The 24163-nt window shown below is 57.8% G+C and carries 18 protein-coding genes, 4 tRNA genes and 2 rRNA genes (1 of these 24 cut by a window edge); all 24 read left to right on the plus strand.

Annotated features, from left to right (window positions below):
* Positions 1–2016 (plus strand): 23S ribosomal RNA (locus HU772_RS02355); it begins 877 nt to the left of the window's first position.
* 133 nt (positions 2017–2149) lie between these two features.
* Positions 2150–2265, plus strand: a 5S ribosomal RNA gene (rrf, locus tag HU772_RS02360).
* A gap of 293 nt (positions 2266–2558) precedes the next feature.
* Complete coding sequence (gene birA, locus HU772_RS02365) at positions 2559–3518, plus strand: bifunctional biotin--[acetyl-CoA-carboxylase] ligase/biotin operon repressor BirA (protein WP_186662118.1); 960 nt, start codon at positions 2559–2561, stop codon at positions 3516–3518.
* The gene (locus tag HU772_RS02370; RefSeq protein ID WP_186662117.1) at positions 3508–4257 is read left to right on the plus strand and encodes a pantothenate kinase; all 750 of its coding nucleotides are present in this window, start codon (positions 3508–3510) and stop codon (positions 4255–4257) included. The genes birA and HU772_RS02370 overlap by 11 nt, the downstream gene beginning before the upstream one ends.
* Before the next feature lie 7 nt (positions 4258–4264).
* A complete protein-coding gene (locus tag HU772_RS02375; protein ID WP_186662116.1) occupies positions 4265–4690 on the plus strand; it encodes a hypothetical protein in 426 nt (141 codons plus the stop codon).
* Between the two features lie 152 nt (positions 4691–4842).
* Positions 4843–4926: transfer RNA gene (locus HU772_RS02380), tRNA-Tyr, on the plus strand.
* Between the two features lie 24 nt (positions 4927–4950).
* A tRNA-Gly gene (locus HU772_RS02385) sits at positions 4951–5024 on the plus strand.
* 29 nt (positions 5025–5053) lie between these two features.
* A tRNA-Thr gene (locus tag HU772_RS02390) sits at positions 5054–5129 on the plus strand.
* Between the two features lie 79 nt (positions 5130–5208).
* Positions 5209–6402, plus strand: coding sequence for an elongation factor Tu (gene tuf / locus HU772_RS02395; RefSeq protein ID WP_182323863.1), 1194 nt, complete (start codon positions 5209–5211; stop codon positions 6400–6402).
* A gap of 54 nt (positions 6403–6456) precedes the next feature.
* Positions 6457–6532 (plus strand) — tRNA-Trp (locus HU772_RS02400).
* 44 nt (positions 6533–6576) lie between these two features.
* Positions 6577–6945: a preprotein translocase subunit SecE gene (gene secE, locus HU772_RS02405; protein WP_011531879.1), complete on the plus strand. Its 369-nt coding sequence runs from the start codon at positions 6577–6579 to the stop codon at positions 6943–6945.
* A 9-nt stretch (positions 6946–6954) separates the two neighbouring features.
* Positions 6955–7488, plus strand: coding sequence for a transcription termination/antitermination protein NusG (gene nusG / locus HU772_RS02410; protein WP_011531880.1), 534 nt, complete (start codon positions 6955–6957; stop codon positions 7486–7488).
* A gap of 119 nt (positions 7489–7607) precedes the next feature.
* The gene (rplK, locus tag HU772_RS02415) at positions 7608–8039 is read left to right on the plus strand and encodes a 50S ribosomal protein L11 (RefSeq protein WP_186662115.1); all 432 of its coding nucleotides are present in this window, start codon (positions 7608–7610) and stop codon (positions 8037–8039) included.
* A complete protein-coding gene (rplA, locus tag HU772_RS02420) occupies positions 8039–8734 on the plus strand; it encodes a 50S ribosomal protein L1 (RefSeq protein ID WP_011531882.1) in 696 nt (231 codons plus the stop codon). Before rplK ends, rplA begins: the two co-directional genes overlap by 1 nt.
* 198 nt (positions 8735–8932) lie before the next feature.
* Positions 8933–9433 carry a 50S ribosomal protein L10 gene (gene rplJ / locus HU772_RS02425; protein ID WP_136912671.1) on the plus strand — a complete coding sequence of 167 codons (501 nt, stop codon included), beginning with the start codon at positions 8933–8935 and terminating at the stop codon, positions 9431–9433.
* Positions 9434–9510: 77 nt separating this feature from the next.
* Positions 9511–9876: a 50S ribosomal protein L7/L12 gene (gene rplL / locus HU772_RS02430; protein WP_186662114.1), complete on the plus strand. Its 366-nt coding sequence runs from the start codon at positions 9511–9513 to the stop codon at positions 9874–9876.
* A 219-nt stretch (positions 9877–10095) separates the two neighbouring features.
* On the plus strand, positions 10096–14169 hold the full coding sequence (rpoB, locus tag HU772_RS02435) for a DNA-directed RNA polymerase subunit beta (RefSeq protein ID WP_186662113.1): 4074 nt from the start codon (positions 10096–10098) through the stop codon (positions 14167–14169).
* 64 nt (positions 14170–14233) lie between these two features.
* Entirely contained in the window at positions 14234–18433 is a 4200-nt protein-coding gene (gene rpoC / locus HU772_RS02440; RefSeq protein WP_134693397.1) for a DNA-directed RNA polymerase subunit beta', read from the plus strand.
* Between the two features lie 211 nt (positions 18434–18644).
* Positions 18645–19016: a 30S ribosomal protein S12 gene (rpsL, locus tag HU772_RS02445; protein WP_003255492.1), complete on the plus strand. Its 372-nt coding sequence runs from the start codon at positions 18645–18647 to the stop codon at positions 19014–19016.
* 106 nt (positions 19017–19122) lie between these two features.
* Positions 19123–19593 (plus strand): 30S ribosomal protein S7, encoded by a 471-nt coding sequence (gene rpsG / locus HU772_RS02450; RefSeq protein ID WP_003246741.1) that lies wholly within the window; start codon positions 19123–19125, stop codon positions 19591–19593.
* Positions 19594–19623: 30 nt separating this feature from the next.
* Positions 19624–21771: an elongation factor G gene (gene fusA / locus HU772_RS02455; RefSeq protein WP_186662112.1), complete on the plus strand. Its 2148-nt coding sequence runs from the start codon at positions 19624–19626 to the stop codon at positions 21769–21771.
* A 27-nt stretch (positions 21772–21798) separates the two neighbouring features.
* Entirely contained in the window at positions 21799–22992 is a 1194-nt protein-coding gene (gene tuf / locus HU772_RS02460) for an elongation factor Tu (RefSeq protein WP_182323863.1), read from the plus strand.
* A 141-nt stretch (positions 22993–23133) separates the two neighbouring features.
* Positions 23134–23445, plus strand: a complete 312-nt coding sequence (gene rpsJ, locus HU772_RS02465; protein ID WP_003186070.1) for a 30S ribosomal protein S10 — start codon at positions 23134–23136, stop codon at positions 23443–23445.
* An 80-nt stretch (positions 23446–23525) separates the two neighbouring features.
* Positions 23526–24161 (plus strand): 50S ribosomal protein L3, encoded by a 636-nt coding sequence (gene rplC / locus HU772_RS02470; protein WP_011531887.1) that lies wholly within the window; start codon positions 23526–23528, stop codon positions 24159–24161.
* Positions 24162–24163 lie beyond the last annotated feature (2 nt).

Genomic DNA, 24163 nt, shown 5'->3' on the forward strand with positions numbered 1-24163 from the left:
TCCCGACTTACCAAACCGATGCAAACTCCGAATACCTACAAGTGCCGAGCATGGGAGACACACGGCGGGTGCTAACGTCCGTCGTGAAAAGGGAAACAACCCAGACCGTCAGCTAAGGTCCCAAAGTCATGGTTAAGTGGGAAACGATGTGGGAAGGCTTAGACAGCTAGGAGGTTGGCTTAGAAGCAGCCATCCTTTAAAGAAAGCGTAATAGCTCACTAGTCGAGTCGGCCTGCGCGGAAGATGTAACGGGGCTCAAACCATGCACCGAAGCTACGGGTGTCACCTCTGGTGACGCGGTAGAGGAGCGTTCTGTAAGCCTGTGAAGGTGAGTTGAGAAGCTTGCTGGAGGTATCAGAAGTGCGAATGCTGACATGAGTAACGACAATGCGAGTGAAAAACTCGCACGCCGAAAGACCAAGGTTTCCTGCGCAACGTTAATCGACGCAGGGTTAGTCGGTCCCTAAGGCGAGGCTGAAAAGCGTAGTCGATGGAAAACAGGTTAATATTCCTGTACTTCCAGTTATTGCGATGGAGGGACGGAGAAGGCTAGGCCAGCTTGGCGTTGGTTGTCCAAGTTTAAGGTGGTAGGCTGAGATCTTAGGCAAATCCGGGATTTCAAGGCCGAGAGCTGATGACGAGTGCTCATTAGAGCGCGAAGTGGTTGATGCCATGCTTCCAAGAAAAGCTCCTAAGCTTCAGATAACTGGGAACCGTACCCCAAACCGACACAGGTGGTTAGGTAGAGAATACCAAGGCGCTTGAGAGAACTCGGGTGAAGGAACTAGGCAAAATGGCACCGTAACTTCGGGAGAAGGTGCGCCGGTGAGGGTGAAGCACTTGCTGCGTAAGCCCACGCCGGTCGAAGATACCAGGCCGCTGCGACTGTTTATTAAAAACACAGCACTCTGCAAACACGAAAGTGGACGTATAGGGTGTGACGCCTGCCCGGTGCCGGAAGGTTAATTGATGGGGTTAGCGCAAGCGAAGCTCTTGATCGAAGCCCCGGTAAACGGCGGCCGTAACTATAACGGTCCTAAGGTAGCGAAATTCCTTGTCGGGTAAGTTCCGACCTGCACGAATGGCGTAACGATGGCGGCGCTGTCTCCACCCGAGACTCAGTGAAATTGAAATCGCTGTGAAGATGCAGTGTATCCGCGGCTAGACGGAAAGACCCCGTGAACCTTTACTATAGCTTTGCACTGGACTTTGAGCTTGCTTGTGTAGGATAGGTGGGAGGCTTTGAAGTGGGGACGCCAGTTCTCATGGAGCCATCCTTGAAATACCACCCTGGCAACCTTGAGGTTCTAACTCAGGTCCGTTATCCGGATCGAGGACAGTGTATGGTGGGTAGTTTGACTGGGGCGGTCTCCTCCCAAAGAGTAACGGAGGAGTACGAAGGTGCGCTCAGACCGGTCGGAAATCGGTCGTAGAGTATAAAGGCAAAAGCGCGCTTGACTGCGAGACAAACACGTCGAGCAGGTACGAAAGTAGGTCTTAGTGATCCGGTGGTTCTGTATGGAAGGGCCATCGCTCAACGGATAAAAGGTACTCCGGGGATAACAGGCTGATACCGCCCAAGAGTTCATATCGACGGCGGTGTTTGGCACCTCGATGTCGGCTCATCACATCCTGGGGCTGAAGCCGGTCCCAAGGGTATGGCTGTTCGCCATTTAAAGTGGTACGCGAGCTGGGTTTAGAACGTCGTGAGACAGTTCGGTCCCTATCTGCCGTGGACGTTTGAGATTTGAGAGGGGCTGCTCCTAGTACGAGAGGACCGGAGTGGACGAACCTCTGGTGTTCCGGTTGTCACGCCAGTGGCATTGCCGGGTAGCTATGTTCGGAAGAGATAACCGCTGAAAGCATCTAAGCGGGAAACTTGCCTCAAGATGAGATCTCACTGGGATCTTGAATCCCCTGAAGGGCCGTCGAAGACTACGACGTTGATAGGTTGGGTGTGTAAGCGCTGTGAGGCGTTGAGCTAACCAATACTAATTGCCCGTGAGGCTTGACCATATAACACCCAAGCAATCTGCGCACGAAAGCAGATTGTGGTGGTGAAGACGAAAGACCCGAAAGTTCGCAACTTCACAAATCACATATCCGAATTGGCTGAGGGTGCTGCAAGGCATTCACGGCAACAGAATTTCTTGACGACCATAGAGCATTGGAACCACCTGATCCCATCCCGAACTCAGTAGTGAAACGATGCATCGCCGATGGTAGTGTGGGGCTTCCCCATGTGAGAGTAGGTCATCGTCAAGATTCATTTCGCAAAACCCCTATCTGCGCGAGCAGGTAGGGGTTTTGTCTTTTCCGCGCCCTCAAAATCAACACTTCCCCCTGTAGGAGCGGCCTTGTGTCGCGAAAGGGCTGCGTAGCAGCCCCGGCGATCTTTGCGTCAATGCTGAGACCATGGGGCTGCTACACAGCCCTTTCGCGACACAAGGCCGCTCCTACAGGTAAAGTGGCGGCTCCAAGCCCGGCGGCAGCCCTTTTCCTATGCAAGCCCTCGGGGCGTGGCTATCATGCCAGCCTTATTCCAAGTCGAGACTGGCATGCTGAAGTTGTTGAATCTCCTCAAGGATGGCCGGTTCCATTCCGGAGAAGCCCTGGGGGCCGCCCTTGGGGTGAGCCGCAGCGCCGTCTGGAAGCAGCTGCAGCACCTCGAGAGCGAACTGAACCTGACCATCCACAAGGTTCGTGGCCGTGGCTATCAACTAGCCGCGCCGCTTAACCTGCTTGAAGCGCAGGCGATCGCTGGATTCTCGGAGGGCGAGCCGTGGCCGGCCTTCATTCACGACAGTATCGACTCCACCAATGCCGAGGGCCTGAGGCTCGCAGCCCAGGGGCAGGCAGCGCCGTTCCTGGTGCTGGCCGAGCGTCAGAGCGCCGGGCGCGGGCGTCGAGGCCGCGAATGGGTCAGCCCTTTCGCTGAAAACCTCTATTACAGCCTGGTGCTGCGCATCGATGGCGGCATGCGCCAACTCGAGGGCCTGAGTCTGGTGGTTGGTCTGGCGGTCATGCGTACGCTGAAGACGTTTGGCCTCAAGGATGTCGGGCTGAAGTGGCCCAATGACGTGCTGGCCAGTGGGCGCAAGATTACCGGGATCCTCCTGGAACTGGTCGGCGATCCGGCGGATGTCTGTCATGTGGTGCTGGGTATCGGTATCAATGTGAACATGCAGGGCGCTGAGCAGATCGACCAGCCTTGGACCTCGATGCGCGGCGAGACCGGGCAGTTGGTGGACCGTAACCGCTTGGTGGCGGAACTCAGCCAGCACCTGCAGCACGAGCTGGCCCGTCATCGCCGCTATGGTTTCGCCGCCTTCCAGGAAGAGTGGGAGCAGGCGCATCTGTGGCAGGGGCGTAAGGTTTCGCTGGTCGCCGGCACTACCCGTATCGATGGGGTGGCGCGAGGCGTGGATGGTCAGGGCGGTTTGCGTCTTGAAATCGACGGTGTGGAAAAGAGCTTCAGCGGTGGCGAGCTCAGCCTGAGGTTGCGTGATGATTCTTGAGCTCGACTGTGGAAACAGCTTTATCAAGTGGCGTGTGATTCACACTGCCGATGCAGCCATCACCGGTGGCGGCATTGTTGATTCGGATCAGGCGCTGCTGGCTGCGGTTGCTGGCCTTGGTGACTTGCCTCTTGTTGGCAGCCGGATGGTCAGTGTGCGTAGCGAGGAAGAAACCTCGTCTTTGTGCGCCCTGATCAAGGAGCGCTTTGGTGTCGCGGTGAGCGTTGCCCAGCCGGTCAAGGAAATGGCCGGTGTGCGCAACGGCTATGAAGACCACCAGCGCTTGGGTATGGATCGATGGTTGGGTGCGCTTGGCGCCTTTCACCTGGCCAGGGGTGCCTGCCTGGTCATCGACTTGGGTACGGCGGCAAAGGCTGACTTTGTGGCGGCGGATGGTGAGCACCTGGGTGGCTATATATGCCCGGGTATGCCATTGATGCGCAGCCAATTGCGTACGCATACGCGGCGCATTCGCTATGACGACGCTTCCGCTGAGCGTGCGCTGAACAGCCTGGCTCCTGGGCGCTCAACCGTTGAGGCGGTCGAGCGTGGTTGTGTGCTGATGCTCCAGAGCTTTGCCCGGGCACAGATCGAGCAGGCCCAGGCACTATGGGGTGATGATTTCACGGTGTTCCTCACGGGTGGGGATGCCCCCCTTGTGCATGTGGCCGCGCCCCAGGCGCGTATCGTGCCGGACCTGGTATTCGTTGGCCTGGCAATGGCCTGTCCGTTGAGCTGAGGTGCCTATGCGCTGGTTGTTTCTTCTATTGGTCGTGCTGAACGTCTTCTATTACGTTTGGCATCAGCAGGAAGCACCCCTGAAGGTCAAGGAAGTGGCCCCGCTCTCCCTTTATAAAGGCAGTCAGCAGGAGATTCGCTTGCTGCGCGAGACGGGGGCCGCGGCACCGACCAGGCGCCGCGACGAATGCCTGGTGGTCGGTGGCGTTGCAGCACGAGAGCAGCTCGAGGCGCTGCGTCAGCGTCTACTGAGCCTTGATATCGCCGCAGCGCCGCTCGCGGGGCAGCTACCAGGGGCTGACGGTTTCTGGCTGAAGGTGGCTCCTGAAAGCGAGCGCTTGTTGGACCCGACAGTGCTCTCGACTCTTTCCAAGGATTTCAAAGACTTAAAACACAAAATTATTTTGTGCGAGGGTATTGCAACTGCTGAATAGCTTGATAGAATGGCGCCCGCTTCACAGGGAACACCACTCAGGTGGTAGAGCTGGAAGCGGTGTCAAAGCAGCTAAGTTTCAGATTTGATTGAAAAAATTTGAAAAAACGCTTGACACTAGGGCGGCAGACAAATAGAATGCCGGCCACATCTGGAGGGATTCCCGAGCGGTCAAAGGGGACGGACTGTAAATCCGTTGCGAGAGCTTCGAAGGTTCGAATCCTTCTCCCTCCACCAGTTTTAGCGAGAGCCGCAAGCTCCGCGGGTATAGTTTAGTGGTAGAACCTCAGCCTTCCAAGCTGATGATGCGGGTTCGATTCCCGCTACCCGCTCCAAGTTTGCTGGATTTTGCGCAAAGTGTTTCGCTCTTGTAGCTCAGTTGGTAGAGCACACCCTTGGTAAGGGTGAGGTCAGCGGTTCAAGTCCGCTCAAGAGCTCCATATAGACAAAGGCAGATATGAAAATATCTGCCTTTGTTTTATCAGCGGTAAGTCTATTTCTTCTGCGGAGGATGTATCGATGGCTAAGGAAAAGTTTGATCGTTCCCTACCTCACGTTAACGTCGGCACTATCGGCCACGTTGACCACGGTAAGACCACTCTGACTGCAGCGCTGACTCGCGTCTGCTCCGAAGTTTTCGGTTCGGCCGTCGTTGAGTTCGACAAGATCGACTCGGCTCCGGAAGAAAAAGCGCGCGGTATCACCATCAACACCGCTCACGTCGAGTACAACTCGAACATTCGTCACTACGCTCACGTTGACTGCCCAGGTCACGCTGACTACGTGAAGAACATGATCACCGGTGCTGCCCAGATGGACGGCGCGATCCTGGTTTGCTCGGCCGCCGATGGTCCGATGCCACAAACCCGTGAGCACATCCTGCTGTCCCGTCAGGTTGGCGTTCCGTACATCGTGGTCTTCCTGAACAAGGCTGACCTGGTAGACGACGCTGAGCTGCTGGAACTGGTCGAGATGGAAGTTCGCGACCTGCTGTCCACCTACGACTTCCCAGGCGACGACACTCCGATCATCATCGGTTCGGCTCGTATGGCTCTGGAAGGCAAAGACGACAACGAAATGGGTACCAGCGCTGTCAAGAAGCTGGTTGAAACTCTGGATGCCTACATCCCTGAGCCAGTTCGTGCCATCGACCAGCCGTTCCTGATGCCGATCGAAGACGTATTCTCGATCTCGGGTCGTGGTACCGTTGTTACCGGTCGTATCGAGCGTGGTATCGTCCGCGTTCAGGATCCGCTGGAAATCGTTGGTCTGCGTGACACCACCACCACCACCTGCACCGGCGTTGAGATGTTCCGCAAGCTGCTGGACGAAGGTCGTGCTGGCGAGAACTGCGGCGTCCTGCTGCGTGGTACCAAGCGTGACGACGTTGAGCGTGGCCAGGTTCTGGTCAAGCCAGGTTCGGTCAAGCCGCACACCAAGTTCACCGCAGAAGTCTACGTCCTGTCGAAGGAAGAAGGCGGCCGTCACACTCCGTTCTTCAAAGGCTACCGTCCTCAGTTCTACTTCCGTACCACTGACGTGACCGGTAACTGCGAACTGCCGGAAGGCGTTGAGATGGTAATGCCAGGTGACAACATTCAGATGACTGTCACCCTGATCAAGACCATCGCAATGGAAGACGGTCTGCGCTTCGCCATCCGTGAAGGCGGTCGTACCGTCGGCGCCGGCGTCGTAGCAAAAATTATTGAATAAGTAGTTGATTTAAATGATCGGGTCGGTATAATGGCCGGCCTGATACAGCGTTAAAGGTCAGTAGCTCAATTGGCAGAGCGACGGTCTCCAAAACCGTAGGTTGGGGGTTCGATTCCCTCCTGACCTGCCATTCACCTCGGTGTGATTGGCTTTCTTCTCACAGGATCCTCCTTGATGACTCCCAAAACTGAAGCCCAAGAATCGCGTTTTGATCTGTTCAAGTGGCTGGCTGTTGTCGCATTGGTAGTCGTAGGTGTTGTGGGTAATCAGTATTACTCCGCCTCCCCGATTCTGTATCGCGTACTCGTCCTGCTTGCTCTGGCTGCTGTCGCTGGCTTCGTTGCCCTGCAGACCGCCAAAGGCAAGTCGTTCTTTGCGCTGGCGAAGGAAGCTCGTACCGAGATCCGTAAAGTCGTGTGGCCGACCCGCCAAGAAACCACGCAGACCACGCTGATTGTCGTGGCTGTTGTTCTGGTCATGGCGTTGCTGTTGTGGGGTCTTGATTCCCTGCTCGGCTGGTTGGTCTCCTTGATCGTTGGCTAAGGGTGTCTCGTGGCTAAGCGTTGGTATGTTGTTCATGCTTACTCGGGTTACGAGAAGCATGTCATGCGCTCCCTGATCGAGCGTGTCAAGCTGGCTGGCATGGAAGACGAATTCGGCGAGATCCTGGTCCCGACCGAAGAGGTCGTCGAAATGCGTAACGGCCAGAAGCGCAAGAGCGAGCGGAAATTCTTCCCTGGCTATGTGCTGGTCCAGATGGAAATGAACGAAGGGACTTGGCACCTTGTCAAGGATACTCCTCGGGTCATGGGTTTCATTGGTGGTACCGCAGACAAGCCTGCGCCGATCACTGATAAAGAAGCTGAAGCTATCCTGCGTCGCGTTGCCGACGGCAGTGACAAGCCGAAGCCGAAGACGTTGTTTGAGCCGGGTGAAGTGGTTCGCGTCATTGACGGTCCCTTCGCTGACTTCAATGGCAGTGTCGAAGAAGTTAACTACGAGAAGAGCCGGCTGCAGGTTGCAGTGCTCATTTTCGGTCGCTCCACCCCGGTGGAGCTCGAGTTCAGCCAGGTCGAGAAGGTCTAGCCGAACGAAGCATCCCATACCCCGCAGCCCTATGTGCTGCGGGGTTTTTTCGTCACTGGGATAAAACGCAAGTCATACGGGGAGCCATCTGGCGCTTGTACCCGATTTTGGAGTAGCTCATGGCTAAGAAGATTCAGGCTTACATCAAGCTGCAAGTAAAGGCCGGCCAGGCCAACCCAAGCCCACCCGTTGGTCCAGCACTGGGTCAACACGGTGTGAACATCATGGAATTCTGCAAGGCCTTCAACGCCCGTACCCAGGGTCAAGAGCCAGGTCTGCCGACTCCAGTGATCATCACTGTCTACAGCGACCGTAGCTTCACCTTCGAGACCAAGAGCACCCCTGCCTCGGTTCTGCTGAAGAAAGCTGCTGGCCTGACCAGCGGTTCGGCTCGCCCGAACACCGTCAAGGTCGGTACCGTTACCCGTGCTCAGCTGGAAGAGATCGCCAAGACCAAACAGGCTGATCTGACTGCTGCTGACATGGATGCAGCTGTGCGCACCATCGCCGGCTCTGCCCGTAGCATGGGCCTGAACGTGGAGGGTGTGTAATGGCTAAGCTGACCAAGCGCCAAAAGGCTATCGCCGAGAAAATCGAAGCAGGCAAGGCCTACAACTTCGAAGAAGCCGCAACCCTGCTGGCTTCGCTGCCGACTGCCAAATTCGTAGAATCCTACGACATCGCTGTCAACCTCGGTGTTGACCCGCGTAAATCCGACCAGGTCGTTCGTAGCGCTACCGTGCTGCCACACGGCACTGGCAAGACCGTACGTGTTGCCGTCTTCACCCAGGGCCCAGCTGCTGAAGCTGCTCTGGCTGCTGGCGCCGACCGCGTAGGCATGGACGATCTGGCTGCCGAAATGAAAGGCGGCGACCTGAACTATGACGTCGTCATCGCATCGCCTGATGCCATGCGCGTTGTAGGTCAGCTGGGTCAGGTCCTGGGTCCTCGTGGCCTGATGCCTAACCCGAAAGTTGGTACTGTGACCCCAGACGTAGCCACTGCCGTGAAAAACGCCAAGGCTGGTCAGGTTCGCTACCGTACCGACAAGAACGGTATCATCCACACCTCCGTTGGCAAGGTCGGCTTCGAAGCTGGCAAGCTGAAGGAAAACGTTGAAGCCCTGATCGCTGATCTGAAGCGTATCAAGCCAGCTTCCTCGAAAGGCATCTACGTCAAGCGCGTTACCCTGAGCACCACCATGGGCCCAGGTCTGATCATCGATCAGAGCTCGCTGAACGTGTAATATTCGGCCGCTGCGACTTGCTCGCAGCGGCTTACTAAATTGGGGTCCCTGCCTGGCGGGGGCTATCCAAGACCGTAGGCGGCGCAAGCCTTAAACCACAAGCCTACGCAGATGGTGCTCCCGATTCGTTTACGAATCAGACACCAAAACGACATCCGGCTTCGGCCAGATGAAACGGTAGAAACCAGGAGTAAACCCGTGGCAATTAAACTCGAAGACAAGAAGGCCATCGTCGCTGAAGTCAACGAGGCTGCCAAAGTCGCTCTGTCCGCTGTCGTGGCCGATGCCCGTGGTGTGACTGTAAGCGCAATGACCGGACTCCGTAAAGAGGCCCGCGAAGCTGGCGTATACGTGCGTGTCGTACGTAACACCCTGCTCAAGCGCGCTGTTGAAGGCACCGAGTACTCGATCCTCAACGACGCGTTCAAAGGCCCGACCCTGATTGCTTTCTCCAACGAACACCCGGGCGCTGCTGCTCGTCTGTTCAAAGAGTTCGCCAAGGGTCAGGACAAGTTCGAGATCAAGGCAGCCGCGTTTGACGGCAATTTGATTGCGGCGAACCAGATCGACGTGTTGGCTTCCCTGCCGACCCGCGACGAAGCTATTGCGAAGCTGATGAGCGTGATCCAAGGCGCTACCAGCAAGCTGGCTCGTACTCTGGCAGCCATTCGCGACCAGAAAGAAGCTACCGCCGCCTAAGGCGTGCGAATTCTTTCAAAATCATTCGTTTAATTTGATGGCTGCGTAGGCTGTCACCCCAATACAGGATTCAAGTCATGTCTCTGACTAACGAACAAATCATCGAAGCAATCGGCCAGAAAACCGTTCTGGAAATTGTTGAGCTGATCAAAGCTATGGAAGAAACCTTCGGCGTTACCGCTGCTGTTGCCGCTGCTGGCCCAGCTGCTGCTGCTGCCGTTGTCGAAGAGCAGACCGAGTTCAACGTCGTTCTGACCGAAGCTGGCGACAAGAAAGTCAACGTGATCAAGGCCGTTCGTGAACTGACCGGTCTGGGCCTGAAAGAAGCCAAAGAGAAAGTCGACGGCGCTCCTCAGGTTATCGCTGAAGGCGTTTCGAAAGAAGCCGCTGAAGACGCGAAGAAGAAGCTGGAAGAAGCTGGCGCTAAAGTCGAGCTGAAGTAATTTCGACTTTGCGACAACAGTCCGAGCGTTGAGCGAAGGGCTGATGGCTGGTGGCTTATGCCACCGGCCTTTTTCCGTTATTGGTGGTCGATCAGGTCGGCCCCGATAACGAGCTGCAAGACACCCAAGTGGGTGGCGCAAACCAAGGGGTTTGCACGATTTTCGGCTGCTCCCGCCGGGAGATGCCAAACAAGCAGGTGACCAAGCTGGGGAATGCTGATGGCTTACTCATACACTGAGAAAAAACGTATCCGCAAGGACTTTAGCAAGTTGCCGGACGTCATGGATGTGCCTTACCTCCTGGCCATCCAGCTGGATTCGTATCGCGAATTCCTGCAGGCGGGAGCATCCAAGGACCAGTTCCGCGACGTCGGCCTGCATGCGGCCTTCAAATCGGTATTCCCGATCATCAGCTACTCCGGCAATGCTGCCCTGGAGTACGTCGGCTATCGCCTGGGCGAGCCGGCGTTCGATGTGAAGGAATGTGTCCTGCGTGGTGTGACCTTCGCGGTCCCGCTGCGTGTGAAGGTGCGCCTGATCATCTTCGACAAGGAATCGTCGAACAAAGCGATCAAGGACATCAAAGAGCAAGAAGTCTACATGGGTGAAATCCCCCTGATGACTGAGAACGGTACCTTCGTTATCAACGGTACCGAGCGTGTGATCGTATCCCAGCTGCACCGTTCGCCGGGTGTGTTCTTCGACCACGACCGTGGCAAGACCCATAGCTCGGGCAAGCTGCTGTACTCCGCACGTATCATCCCTTACCGCGGTTCCTGGTTGGACTTCGAGTTCGACCCGAAAGACTGCGTGTTCGTGCGTATCGACCGTCGCCGCAAACTGCCGGCCTCGGTGCTGCTGCGCGCGCTGGGCTACAGCACTGAAGAGGTGCTGAACACCTTCTACACCACCAACGTCTTCCACATCTCCGGCGAGAAACTGAGCCTGGAGCTGGTGCCGCAGCGTCTGCGTGGTGAAGTTGCGGTCATGGACATCCATGACGGCAGCGGCAAGGTCATCGTTGAGCAAGGCCGCCGTATTACCGCGCGCCACATCAACCAGCTGGAAAAAGCTGGCGTGAAAGAGCTGGACGTGCCGATGGAGTACGTGCTGGGTCGCACCACCGCCAAGGCCATCGTGCATCCGGCGACCGGTGAGATCCTGGCCGAGTGCAACACCGAGCTGACCACCGATCTGCTGATCAAGATCGCCAAGGCTCAGGTTGTCCGCATCGAGACCCTGTACACCAACGACATCGACTGCGGTCCGTTCATCTCCGATACCCTGAAGATCGACACCACCAGCAACCAGCTGGAAGCCCTGGTCGAAATCTACCGCATGATGCGTCCAGGCGAGCCGCCAACCAAGGACGCCGCCGAGACCCTGTTCAACAACCTGTTCTTCAGCGCCGAGCGTTACGACCTGTCCGCCGTTGGCCGCATGAAGTTCAACCGTCGTATCGGTCGCACCGAGATCGAAGGTTCGGGCGTGCTGAGCAAGGAAGACATCGTCGAGGTCCTCAAGACCCTGGTCGATATCCGTAACGGCAAAGGCATTGTCGATGACATCGACCACCTGGGTAACCGTCGCGTCCGTTGCGTCGGCGAGATGGCCGAGAACCAGTTCCGCGTTGGCCTGGTGCGTGTAGAGCGCGCGGTCAAGGAACGTCTGTCGATGGCCGAAAGCGAAGGCCTGATGCCGCAGGACCTGATCAACGCCAAGCCTGTGGCTGCGGCGGTGAAAGAGTTCTTCGGTTCCAGCCAGCTCTCGCAGTTCATGGACCAGAACAACCCGCTCTCCGAGATCACCCACAAGCGCCGTGTCTCCGCGCTCGGCCCTGGTGGTCTGACCCGTGAGCGCGCCGGCTTCGAAGTCCGTGACGTACACCCGACCCACTACGGCCGCGTGTGCCCGATCGAGACTCCAGAAGGTCCGAACATCGGTCTGATCAACTCCTTGGCCGCCTATGCCCGCACCAACCAGTATGGCTTCCTGGAAAGCCCATACCGCGTGGTGAAGGAAGGCGTGGTCAGCGACGACATCGTGTTCCTGTCCGCCATCGAAGAGGCCGATCACGTGATCGCCCAGGCTTCGGCCGCGATGAACGACAAGAAGCAGCTGATCGATGAGCTGGTAGCTGTTCGTCACCTGAACGAATTCACCGTCAAGGCGCCGGAAGACGTCACCCTGATGGACGTTTCGCCGAAGCAGGTTGTTTCCGTCGCTGCCTCGCTGATTCCGTTCCTCGAGCACGACGACGCCAACCGTGCATTGATGGGTTCGAACATGCAGCGTCAGGCTGTACCGACCCTGCGTGCCGACAAACCGCTGGTAGGTACCGGCATGGAGCGCAACGTCGCCCGTGACTCCGGTGTCTGCGTGGTTGCTCGCCGCGGTGGTGTGATCGACTCGGTCGACGCCAGCCGTATCGTCGTTCGCGTTGCCGATGACGAAGTCGAGACCGGCGAAGCCGGTGTGGACATCTACAACCTGACCAAGTACACCCGTTCGAACCAGAACACCTGCATCAACCAGCGTCCGCTGGTGAGCAAGGGTGACAAGGTTCAGCGTGGCGACATCATGGCTGACGGCCCGTCCACCGACATGGGTGAACTGGCACTGGGCCAGAACATGCGCATCGCGTTCATGGCGTGGAACGGCTTCAACTTCGAAGACTCCATCTGCCTGTCCGAGCGTGTGGTCCAGGAAGACCGCTTCACCACGATCCACATCCAGGAACTGACCTGTGTGGCTCGTGATACCAAGCTTGGCCCAGAGGAAATCACTGCGGACATCCCGAACGTCGGTGAAGCCGCACTGAACAAGCTGGACGAAGCCGGTATCGTCTACGTGGGTGCCGAAGTCGGCGCTGGCGACATCCTGGTCGGCAAGGTCACGCCAAAAGGCGAAACCCAGCTGACGCCGGAAGAAAAACTGCTGCGCGCGATCTTCGGTGAGAAGGCCAGCGACGTTAAGGACACCTCCCTGCGCGTGCCGACCGGCACCAAGGGTACTGTCATCGACGTACAGGTCTTCACTCGTGATGGCGTCGAGCGCGACAGTCGCGCCCTGGCCATCGAGAAGATGCAGCTGGACGAGATCCGCAAGGACCTCAACGAAGAGTTCCGCATCGTCGAAGGCGCAACCTTCGAGCGTCTGCGTTCCGCCCTGAACGGCCAGGTGGTCGACGGTGGCGCGGGCCTGAAGAAAGGCACCGTGATCTCCGACGAAGTGCTGGACGGTCTGGAGCACGGCCAGTGGTTCAAACTGCGCATGGCCGAAGATGCACTGAACGAGCAGCTGGAAAAGGCTCAGCAGTACATCGTCGACCGCCGCCGCCTGCTGGACGACAAGTTCGAAGACAAGAAGCGCAAGCTGCAGCAGGGCGATGACCTGGCTCCAGGCGTACTGAAGATCGTCAAGGTCTACCTGGCAATCCGCCGTCGCATCCAACCGGGTGACAAGATGGCCGGTCGTCACGGTAACAAGGGTGTCGTCTCGGTGATCATGCCGGTCGAAGACATGCCGCACGACGCCAACGGTACTCCGGTCGATGTCGTACTGAACCCGCTGGGCGTACCTTCGCGTATGAACGTCGGTCAGATCCTTGAAACCCACCTGGGCCTCGCGGCCAAGGGCCTGGGCGAGAAGATCGACCGCATGATCGAAGAGCAGCGCAAAGCCGCTGAACTGCGCACCTTCCTCACCGAGATCTACAACGAGATCGGTGGTCGTCAGGAGAACCTGGAAGAGTTCACCGACGAAGAGATCATTGCCCTGGCGAACAACCTGAAGAAAGGCGTGCCGATGGCCACCCCAGTCTTCGACGGTGCCAAGGAGCGTGAGATCAAGGCCATGCTGAAACTGGCAGACCTGCCAGAAAGCGGCCAGATGGTGCTGTTCGACGGCCGTACCGGCAACAAGTTCGAGCGTCCTGTGACCGTTGGTTACATGTACATGCTCAAGCTGAACCACTTGGTGGACGACAAGATGCACGCGCGTTCCACTGGTTCCTACAGCCTGGTTACCCAGCAGCCGCTGGGTGGTAAGGCACAGTTCGGTGGTCAGCGTTTCGGGGAGATGGAAGTGTGGGCGCTGGAAGCATACGGCGCGGCATACACCCTGCAAGAAATGCTCACAGTGAAGTCGGACGACGTGAACGGCCGTACCAAGATGTACAAGAACATCGTGGATGGCGATCACCGTATGGAGCCGGGCATGCCCGAGTCCTTCAACGTGTTGATCAAAGAGATCCGTTCGCTCGGTATCGATATCGATCTGGAAACCGAATAACACGTGACGCGAAGGGGAGTGGGGCAGGTAATGCCCGCTCCCTGCTCCGCCAGGAGGAAAGGCCTTGAAAGACCTACTGAATTTGCTGAAAAACCAGGGTCAAGTCGAAGAGTTCGACGCCATCCGCATCGGTCTGGCGTCGCCTGAAATGATCCGTTCGTGGTCGTTCGGTGAAGTCAAAAAGCCGGAAACCATCAACTACCGTACGTTCAAGCCTGAGCGTGACGGCCTGTTCTGCGCCAAGATCTTTGGCCCAGTCAAGGACTACGAGTGCCTGTGCGGCAAGTACAAGCGCCTCAAGCACCGCGGCGTGATCTGCGAGAAGTGCGGCGTTGAAGTTGCCCTGGCCAAAGTTCGTCGTGAGCGCATGGCGCACATCGAACTGGCCTCGCCGGTTGCCCACATCTGGTTCCTGAAGTCGCTGCCGTCCCGTATCGGCCTGCTGATGGACATGACCCTGCGTGATATCGAGCGCGTGCTCTACTTCGAGAGCTATGTCGTTATCGACCCGGGCATGACCACCCTCGAGAAGGGTCAGCTGCTCAACGACGAGCAGTACTTCGAAGCGCTGGAAGAGTTCGGTGACGACTTCGACGCCCGCATGGGTGCCGAGGCTGTCCGCGAGCTGCTGCACGCTATCGACCTGGAGCACGAGATCGGTCGCCTGCGCGAAGAGATTCCGCAGACCAACTCGGAAACCAAGATCAAGAAGCTGTCCAAGCGCCTGAAGCTGATGGAAGCTTTCCAGGGCTCGGGCAACCTGCCTGAGTGGATGGTCCTGACCGTCCTGCCAGTACTGCCGCCGGACCTGCGTCCGCTGGTACCGCTGGATGGCGGCCGCTTCGCGACCTCCGACCTGAATGACCTGTATCGTCGGGTGATCAACCGTAACAACCGTCTGAAGCGCCTGCTCGATCTGTCGGCGCCGGACATCATCGTGCGCAACGAAAAGCGCATGCTGCAGGAGGCGGTCGACGCCCTGCTCGATAACGGTCGTCGCGGTCGCGCCATCACTGGCTCGAACAAGCGTCCGCTGAAGTCGCTGGCCGACATGATCAAAGGTAAGCAAGGTCGCTTCCGTCAGAACTTGCTCGGTAAGCGTGTGGACTACTCTGGCCGTTCGGTAATTACCGTTGGTCCGACCCTGCGTCTGCACCAGTGCGGTCTGCCGAAGAAGATGGCCCTCGAGCTGTTCAAGCCATTCATTTTCGGCAAGCTGGAAATGCGTGGTCTGGCGACCACCATCAAGGCCGCCAAGAAGATGGTCGAGCGCGAGCTGCCGGAGGTGTGGGACGTCCTCGCCGAGGTGATCCGCGAACACCCCGTCCTGCTCAACCGTGCGCCAACCCTGCACCGTCTGGGTATCCAGGCTTTTGAACCGGTTCTGATCGAAGGTAAGGCTATCCAGCTGCACCCGCTGGTCTGCGCCGCGTACAACGCCGACTTCGACGGTGACCAGATGGCTGTTCACGTGCCGCTGACGCTGGAAGCCCAGCTCGAAGCGCGCGCGCTGATGATGTCGACCAACAACATCCTGTCGCCAGCCAACGGTGAGCCAATCATCGTTCCGTCGCAGGACGTGGTACTGGGTCTGTACTACATGACCCGTGAAGCCATCAACGCCAAGGGCGAAGGTCGCGTGTTCGCCGACCTGCAGGAAGTCGACCGCGTATTCCGCGCCGGCGAAGCCGCCCTGCACGCGAAAATCAAGGTTCGTATCAACGAAACCGTGAAGGATCGCGATGGCAGCATCACCAAGAACACCCGTATCGTCGACACCACCGTCGGCCGTGCGCTGCTGTTCCAGGTTGTACCGGCAGGCCTGCCGTTCGACGTCGTCAACCAGTCGATGAAGAAGAAGGCGATCTCCAAGCTGATCAACCAGTGCTACCGCGTGGTTGGTCTGAAAGAGACCGTGATCTTCGCTGACCAGCTGATGTACACCGGTTTTGCCTACTCGACCATTTCCGGTGTTTCCATCGGTGTTAACGACTTCGTTATCCCTGACGAGAAAGCGCGCATCATCAACAGCGCCACCGACGAAGTGAAGGAAATCGAGAGCCAGTACGCCTCCGGCCTGGTAACCCAGGGCGAGAAGTACAACAAGGTCATCGACTTGTGGTCCAAGGCGAACGACGAAGTGTCCAAGGCGATGATGGCCAACCTCTCGAAAGAGAAGGTCGTCGACCGCGAGGGCAAGGAAGTCGAGCAAGAGTCCTTCAACTCGATGTACATGATGGCTGATTCCGGTGCGCGTGGTTCCGCGGCTCAGATCCGTCAGCTGGCCGGTATGCGTGGCCTGATGGCCAAGCCGGACGGCTCGATCATCGAGACGCCGATCACCGCGAACTTCCGTGAAGGTCTGAGCGTACTGCAGTACTTCATCTCGACCCACGGTGCTCGTAAGGGTCTGGCGGATACCGCATTGAAGACCGCGAACTCCGGTTACCTGACTCGTCGTCTGGTAGACGTGGCGCAGGATCTGGTGGTTACCGAGATCGACTGCGGCACCGACCAGGGCCTGCTGATGACTCCGCACATCGAAGGCGGCGACGTTGTTGAGCCGCTGGGTGAGCGCGTACTGGGCCGTGTCATCGCCCGCGACGTGTTCAAGCCAGGCACCGAGGACGTCATCGTTCCGGCCGGTACCCTGGTCGACGAGCAGTGGGTCGAGTTCATCGAGCTGAACAGCATCGACGAAGTAGTCGTGCGTTCGCCGATCAGCTGCGAAACCCGCTACGGCATCTGCGCCAAGTGCTACGGTCGCGACCTGGCTCGTGGTCACCAGGTGAACATCGGTGAGGCTGTTGGCGTTATCGCTGCACAGTCGATCGGTGAGCCGGGTACCCAGCTGACAATGCGTACGTTCCACATCGGTGGTGCTGCAAGCCGTACCTCGGCTGCCGACAGCGTCCAGGTGAAGAACGGCGGTATGGTGCGTCTGCACAACCTGAAGCAGGTCGAGCGCGCCGATGGCAACCTGGTTGCCGTATCGCGTTCCGGCGAGCTGGCCATTGCCGACGAGTTCGGTCGTGAGCGTGAGCGCTACAAGCTGCCTTACGGCGCGGTGATTTCGGTCAAGGAAGGTGAGAAGGTCGAAGCTGGCGCCATCGTCGCCAAGTGGGACCCGCACACCCACCCGATCGTGACCGAGCTGAAAGGTACCGTGACCTTCGTGGGCATGGAAGAAAACATCACCATCAAGCGCCAGACCGACGAACTGACCGGTCTGACCAACATTGAAGTGATGGACGTCAAGGATCGCCCTGCCGCAGGCAAGGAAATCCGTCCGGCGATCAAGATGGTCGATGCCGCTGGCAAGGACCTGTACCTGCCAGGTACCGACGTACCGGCTCAGTACTTCCTGCCGGCCAACGCCCTCGTAGGTGTGGCTGACGGTGCCCAGATCGGCGTCGGTGACGTTATCGCGCGTATCCCGCAAGAAACGTCGAAGACCCGTGACATCACCGGTGGTCTGCCGCGCGTTGCCGACCTGTTCGAAGCGCGTCGTCCGAAAGAAGCCTCGATTCTGGCTGAAGTCAGCGGCACCATTGCCTTCGGTAAAGAAACCAAGGGCAAGCGTCGCCTGGTCATCACCCCGACCGATGGCAGCGATCCGTACGAAGAGCTGATTCCGAAGTGGCGCCACCTGAACGTCTTCGAAGGCGAACAGGTAAACCGCGGCGAAGTTATCTCCGACGGTCCGAGCGATCCGCACGACATCCTGCGTCTGCTGGGTGTGAGCGCGCTGGCCAAGTACATCGTCAACGAGATCCAGGACGTTTACCGTCTGCAGGGCGTGAAGATCAACGACAAGCACATCGAGACCATCCTGCGTCAGATGCTGCGTAAAGTTGAGATTTCCGAGTCCGGCGATTCCAGCTTCATCAAGGGCGACCAGATGGAACTGACTCAGGTACTGGTCGAGAACGAGCGTCTCGCCAGCGAAGACAAGTTCATCTCGAAGTTCACCCGCGTGTTGCTGGGTATCACCAAGGCCTCGCTGTCCACCGAATCGTTCATCTCGGCGGCTTCCTTCCAGGAAACCACCCGCGTACTGACCGAAGCGGCGGTAACCGGCAAGCGTGACTACCTGCGCGGCCTGAAAGAGAACGTGGTCGTGGGTCGTCTGATCCCGGCCGGTACCGGTCTGGCCTACCACAGCGAGCGCAAGCGTCGCCGTGATGCCGACAAGCCGTTGCGTGTGAGCGCCAGTGAGGTGGAAGCCGCACTGACCGAAGCGCTGAACTCCAGCGGTAACTGAGTACAGGGCAGGGCCCCGGCACGCCTCGCCAGGGCATCGGTGACATGAATTGTTGCCGATGACCGGGCGAGGAGGGCCGGGGCCTCGTCTTGACTGGGTGCAAGATCCTCTTTAGACTTTTGTACCCTTAAATTTGGTGAGGCTCCGTCTCGCCAATTTTTGGCTTTCTTGCAAGACAATAGAGTCGCAAGACAATCAGTGGAGCTAGTAGATGGCAACTATCAACCAGCTGGTACGTCAGCCGCGTAAGCGTTCGGTCGAGAAGTCCGACGTTCCTGCGCTGCAGAACTGCCCGCAGCGTCGTGGCGTGTGCACCCGTGTGTACACCACCACGCCGAAAAAACCTAACTCGGCACTGCGTAAAGTATGCCGTGTGCGTCTGACCAACGGTTTCGAGGTTTCCTCGTACATCGGTGGTGAAGGCCACAACCTGCAAGAGCACAGCGTCGTCCTGATCCGTGGCGGCCGTGTAAAAGACTTGCCAGGTGTTCGTTACCACACCGTTCGCGGCTCTCTGGATACTTCGGGCGTCAAAGGCCGTAACCAGGGTCGTTCGAAGTACGGTACCAAGCGTCCGAAGTAATCGGCCGTTTGCAGACATCCATTTTTTTGAGTCGATAAGAGTAAGGTCGGGCAGGGGTCGAAGACCCACGTCCCGGGCTAACCTGAAGACCGTTTGAGGGCTTATCATGCCAAGACGTCGTGTAGCAGCAAAACGTGAGATCCTTGACGATCCGAAGTACGGATCCCAGATCCTCGCCAAGTTCATGAACCACGTGATGGAAAGCGGCAAGAAGGCCGTAGCCGAGCGCATCGTTTACGGTGCCCTGGATACCGTCAAAGCACGCAAGAACAGCGACCCCCTGGAAATCTTCGAGAAAGCTCTCGACGCCATCGCTCCGCTGGTCGAAGTTAAGTCCCGCCGTGTCGGCGGTGCCACTTACCAGGTTCCGGTTGAAGTTCGTCCATCCCGTCGTAACGCTCTGGCAATGCGCTGGCTCGTAGACTACGCCCGCAAGCGCGGCGAGAAGTCGATGGCTCTGCGCCTGGCCGGCGAACTGCTGGATGCTGCCGAAGGCAAGGGTGCTGCAGTCAAGAAGCGTGAAGACGTGCACCGTATGGCCGAGGCCAACAAAGCGTTCTCGCACTACCGCTTCTAATTCAAGCATCAATATTTTTGCGAGGGCTCTATGGCTCGTACTACAGCAATTAACCGCTACCGTAACATCGGTATCTGTGCCCACGTTGACGCGGGCAAGACTACCACTACCGAGCGGATCCTGTTCTACACAGGTCTGAGCCACAAGATGGGCGAGGTGCATGACGGCGCCGCGACCACCGACTGGATGGTGCAGGAGCAGGAGCGCGGTATCACCATTACCTCCGCTGCCGTTACCACCTTCTGGAAAGGTTCCCGTGGTCAGTACGACAACTACCGCGTAAACGTCATCGATACCCCCGGCCACGTTGACTTCACCATTGAAGTAGAGCGTTCGCTGCGTGTACTCGACGGCGCGGTCGTTGTGTTCTGCGGTACCTCCGGCGTTGAGCCGCAGTCCGAAACCGTATGGCGTCAGGCCAACAAGTACGGCGTTCCACGTGTTGTCTACGTGAACAAGATGGACCGTGCTGGTGCCAACTTCCTGCGCGTTGTCGGCCAGATCAAGAACCGCCTGGGTCACACCCCGGTTCCGGTCCAGCTGGCTATCGGTGCTGAAGATGACTTCCAGGGTCAGGTTGACCTGATCAAGATGAAAGCCATCTACTGGAACGATGACGACAAGGGCACCACCTACCGTGAGGAAGAAATTCCTGCGGACATGCTCGAGCTGGCCGAAGAATGGCGCGCGAACATGGTGGAAGCTGCTGCCGAAGCCAACGAAGAGCTGATGAACAAGTACCTTGAAGAAGGTGAGCTGACCGTCGAAGAGATCAAGGCAGGCCTGCGCGCGCGCACCCTGGCCAGCGAGATCGTTCCGGCTGTCTGCGGTTCGTCGTTCAAGAACAAGGGCGTTCCCCTGGTTCTCGACGCTGTCATCGACTTCCTGCCTGCTCCGACCGAAATCCCGGCGATCAAGGGTATCCACCCTGACCTGATCGACGTGCCGAAGGATGAAGTCACTCCAGAGCAGTACGACGAGCGTCCTGCTGACGACAACGAGCCGTTCTCGGCTCTGGCGTTCAAGATTGCCACCGACCCGTTCGTTGGTACTCTGACCTTCGTTCGCGTTTACTCGGGCTTCCTGACCTCCGGTGACTCCGTCATCAACTCGGTCAAGGGCAAGAAAGAGCGCGTTGGTCGTATGGTGCAGATGCACGCCAACCAGCGTGAAGAGATCAAAGAAGTGCGCGCTGGCGACATCGCTGCTCTGATCGGCATGAAGGACGTCACCACTGGTGACACCCTGTGCAACGCCGACAAGCCGATCATCCTCGAGCGTATGGACTTCCCTGAGCCGGTAATTTCGCTCTCCGTAGAGCCGAAAACCAAGGCTGACCAGGAGAAGATGGGTATCGCTCTGGGCAAACTGGCCCAGGAAGACCCGTCGTTCCGCGTCAAGACCGACGAAGAAACCGGCCAGACCATCATCTCCGGTATGGGTGAGCTGCACCTGGACATCCTCGTTGACCGCATGAAGCGCGAGTTCAACGTCGAGTGCAACGTCGGCAAGCCTCAGGTTTCGTACCGCGAGAAGATCACCAAGTCCAACGTCGAGATCGAAGGCAAGTTCGTTCGTCAGTCGGGTGGTCGTGGTCAGTTCGGTCACTGCTGGATCCGTTTCTCGGAGCCGGACGTTGACGAGAAGGGCAACATCACCGAAGGTCTGGTGTTCACCAACGAAGTCGTTGGTGGTGTGATTCCTAAGGAATTCATCGCCCCGATCCAGAAGGGTATCGAAGAGCAGATGAAAAACGGCGTTGTCGCCGGCTATCCGCTGCTCGGCCTGAAGGCCACGGTATTCGACGGTTCGTACCACGACGTCGACTCCAACGAAATGGCGTTCAAGATCGCCGCTTCGATGGCGACCAAGCAACTGGCCCAGAAGGGCGGTGGCGTGGTGCTTGAGCCGATCATGAAGGTCGAAGTTGTAACCCCGGAAGACTACCTGGGTGACGTGATGGGTGACCTGAGCCGTCGTCGCGGGATGATCCAGGGTAATGAAGACTCGGTGTCCGGCAAGGTAATCACTGCTGAGGTACCGCTCGGAGAGATGTTCGGTTACGCAACCGACGTTCGTTCCATGTCTCAGGGTCGCGCAAGCTACTCCATGGAATTCTCCAAATACGCCGAAGCTCCGTCGAACATCGTCGAAGCACTCGTTAAAAAACAAGGCTAATCCCCTTTAGGCAAGAGGTTCACTGTCGTGGCTAAAGAAAAATTTGATCGTTCCCTTCCCCACGTTAACGTCGGCACCATCGGCCACGTTGACCACGGTAAGACCACTCTGACCGCAGCTCTGACTCGCGTCTGCTCCGAAGTTTTCGGTTCGGCCGTCGTTGAGTTCGACAAGATCGACTCGGCTCCGGAAGAAAAAGCGCGCGGTATCACCATCAACACCGCTCACGTCGAGTACAACTCGAACATTCGTCACTACGCTCACGTTGACTGCCCAGGTCACGCTGACTACGTGAAGAACATGATCACCGGTGCTGCCCAGATGGACGGCGCGATCCTGGTTTGCTCGGCCGCCGATGGTCCGATGCCACAAACCCGTGAGCACATCCTGCTGTCCCGTCAGGTTGGCGTTCCGTACATCGTGGTCTTCCTGAACAAGGCTGACCTGGTAGACGACGCTGAGCTGCTGGAACTGGTCGAGATGGAAGTTCGCGACCTGCTGTCCACCTACGACTTCCCAGGCGACGACACTCCGATCATCATCGGTTCGGCTCGTATGGCTCTGGAAGGCAAAGACGACAACGAAATGGGTACCAGCGCTGTCAAGAAGCTGGTTGAAACTCTGGATGCCTACATCCCTGAGCCAGTTCGTGCCATCGACCAGCCGTTCCTGATGCCGATCGAAGACGTATTCTCGATCTCGGGTCGTGGTACCGTTGTTACCGGTCGTATCGAGCGTGGTATCGTCCGCGTTCAGGATCCGCTGGAAATCGTTGGTCTGCGTGACACCACCACCACCACCTGCACCGGCGTTGAGATGTTCCGCAAGCTGCTGGACGAAGGTCGTGCTGGCGAGAACTGCGGCGTCCTGCTGCGTGGTACCAAGCGTGACGACGTTGAGCGTGGCCAGGTTCTGGTCAAGCCAGGTTCGGTCAAGCCGCACACCAAGTTCACCGCAGAAGTCTACGTCCTGTCGAAGGAAGAAGGCGGCCGTCACACTCCGTTCTTCAAAGGCTACCGTCCTCAGTTCTACTTCCGTACCACTGACGTGACCGGTAACTGCGAACTGCCGGAAGGCGTTGAGATGGTAATGCCAGGTGACAACATTCAGATGACTGTCACCCTGATCAAGACCATCGCAATGGAAGACGGTCTGCGCTTCGCCATCCGTGAAGGCGGTCGTACCGTCGGCGCCGGCGTCGTGGCCAAAATCATCGAGTAATCACTCGATCGATTGAAAAAACCCCCGCTCAGCGGGGGTTTTTTTTATTGGGTTGACACTAAATTGGGGCGTCTATAGAATCACGCCTCCTTTTAACGGGCGTAGTGCGCCCGATGGGAACAGCCTGGAGTCTGAAATCCAATGCAAAATCAGCAAATCCGTATCAGGTTGAAGGCTTTCGACCATCGCCTGATCGACCAATCCACCCAGGAAATCGTGGAAACCGCGAAACGTACTGGTGCACAAGTGCGTGGTCCAATTCCACTGCCTACCCGCAAAGAGCGTTTCACCGTTCTGGTCTCCCCGCACGTCAACAAAGACGCGCGTGACCAGTACGAGATTCGCACTCATAAGCGTGTTCTGGACATCGTCCAGCCAACGGATAAAACCGTTGACGCGCTGATGAAGCTTGATCTCGCGGCCGGCGTGGAAGTGCAGATCAGCCTCGGCTAAGACTTCGGTCTGGTCGTGTAACGCTCTGAAATGGGCGGCCATAGCGGGTGAAAGCCCCGTACACTCATGAGGTTTACAACATGACTATTGGTGTAGTCGGTCGAAAAGCGGGTATGACCCGTATTTTCACCGAAGAAGGTGTCTCCATTCCGGTCACGGTCATCGAGATCGAGCCGAATCGCGTCACCCAGTTCAAAACCGAAGAAACTGATGGCTACCGTGCAGTGCAAGTCACTGTCGGCGAGCGTCGTGCTTCGCGTGTGACCGCCGCTCAGGCAGGCCACTTTGCCAAGGCTAACGTTGCCGCTGGTCGCGGTGTTTGGGAGTTCCGTCTTGAAGAAGGCGATTTCCAGGCTGGCGATCTGATCAAAGCTGAACTCTTCACTGCAGGCCAGCTGGTAGACGTAACCGGTCAGTCCAAAGGTAAAGGCTTCGCCGGTACCATCAAGCGTTGGAACTTCCGTGGTCAAGACAACACCCACGGTAACTCCGTATCGCACCGTGTCCCTGGCTCCATCGGCCAGTGCCAGACTCCTGGTCGTGTATTCAAGGGCAAGAAGATGTCCGGTCACATGGGCGCCGAGCGCGTGACTGTTCAGTCCCTGGAAGTAGTACGCGTAGACGCTGAACGCAACCTGCTGCTGATCAAGGGTGCCGTCCCAGGCGCTACTGGCGGCGACGTGGTCGTGCGTCCGGCTGTCAAGGCTCGCGGTTAAGG

The sequence above is a fragment of the Pseudomonas xantholysinigenes genome, assembly GCF_014268885.2.
Taxonomy (GTDB): Bacteria; Pseudomonadota; Gammaproteobacteria; order Pseudomonadales; family Pseudomonadaceae; genus Aquipseudomonas; species Aquipseudomonas xantholysinigenes.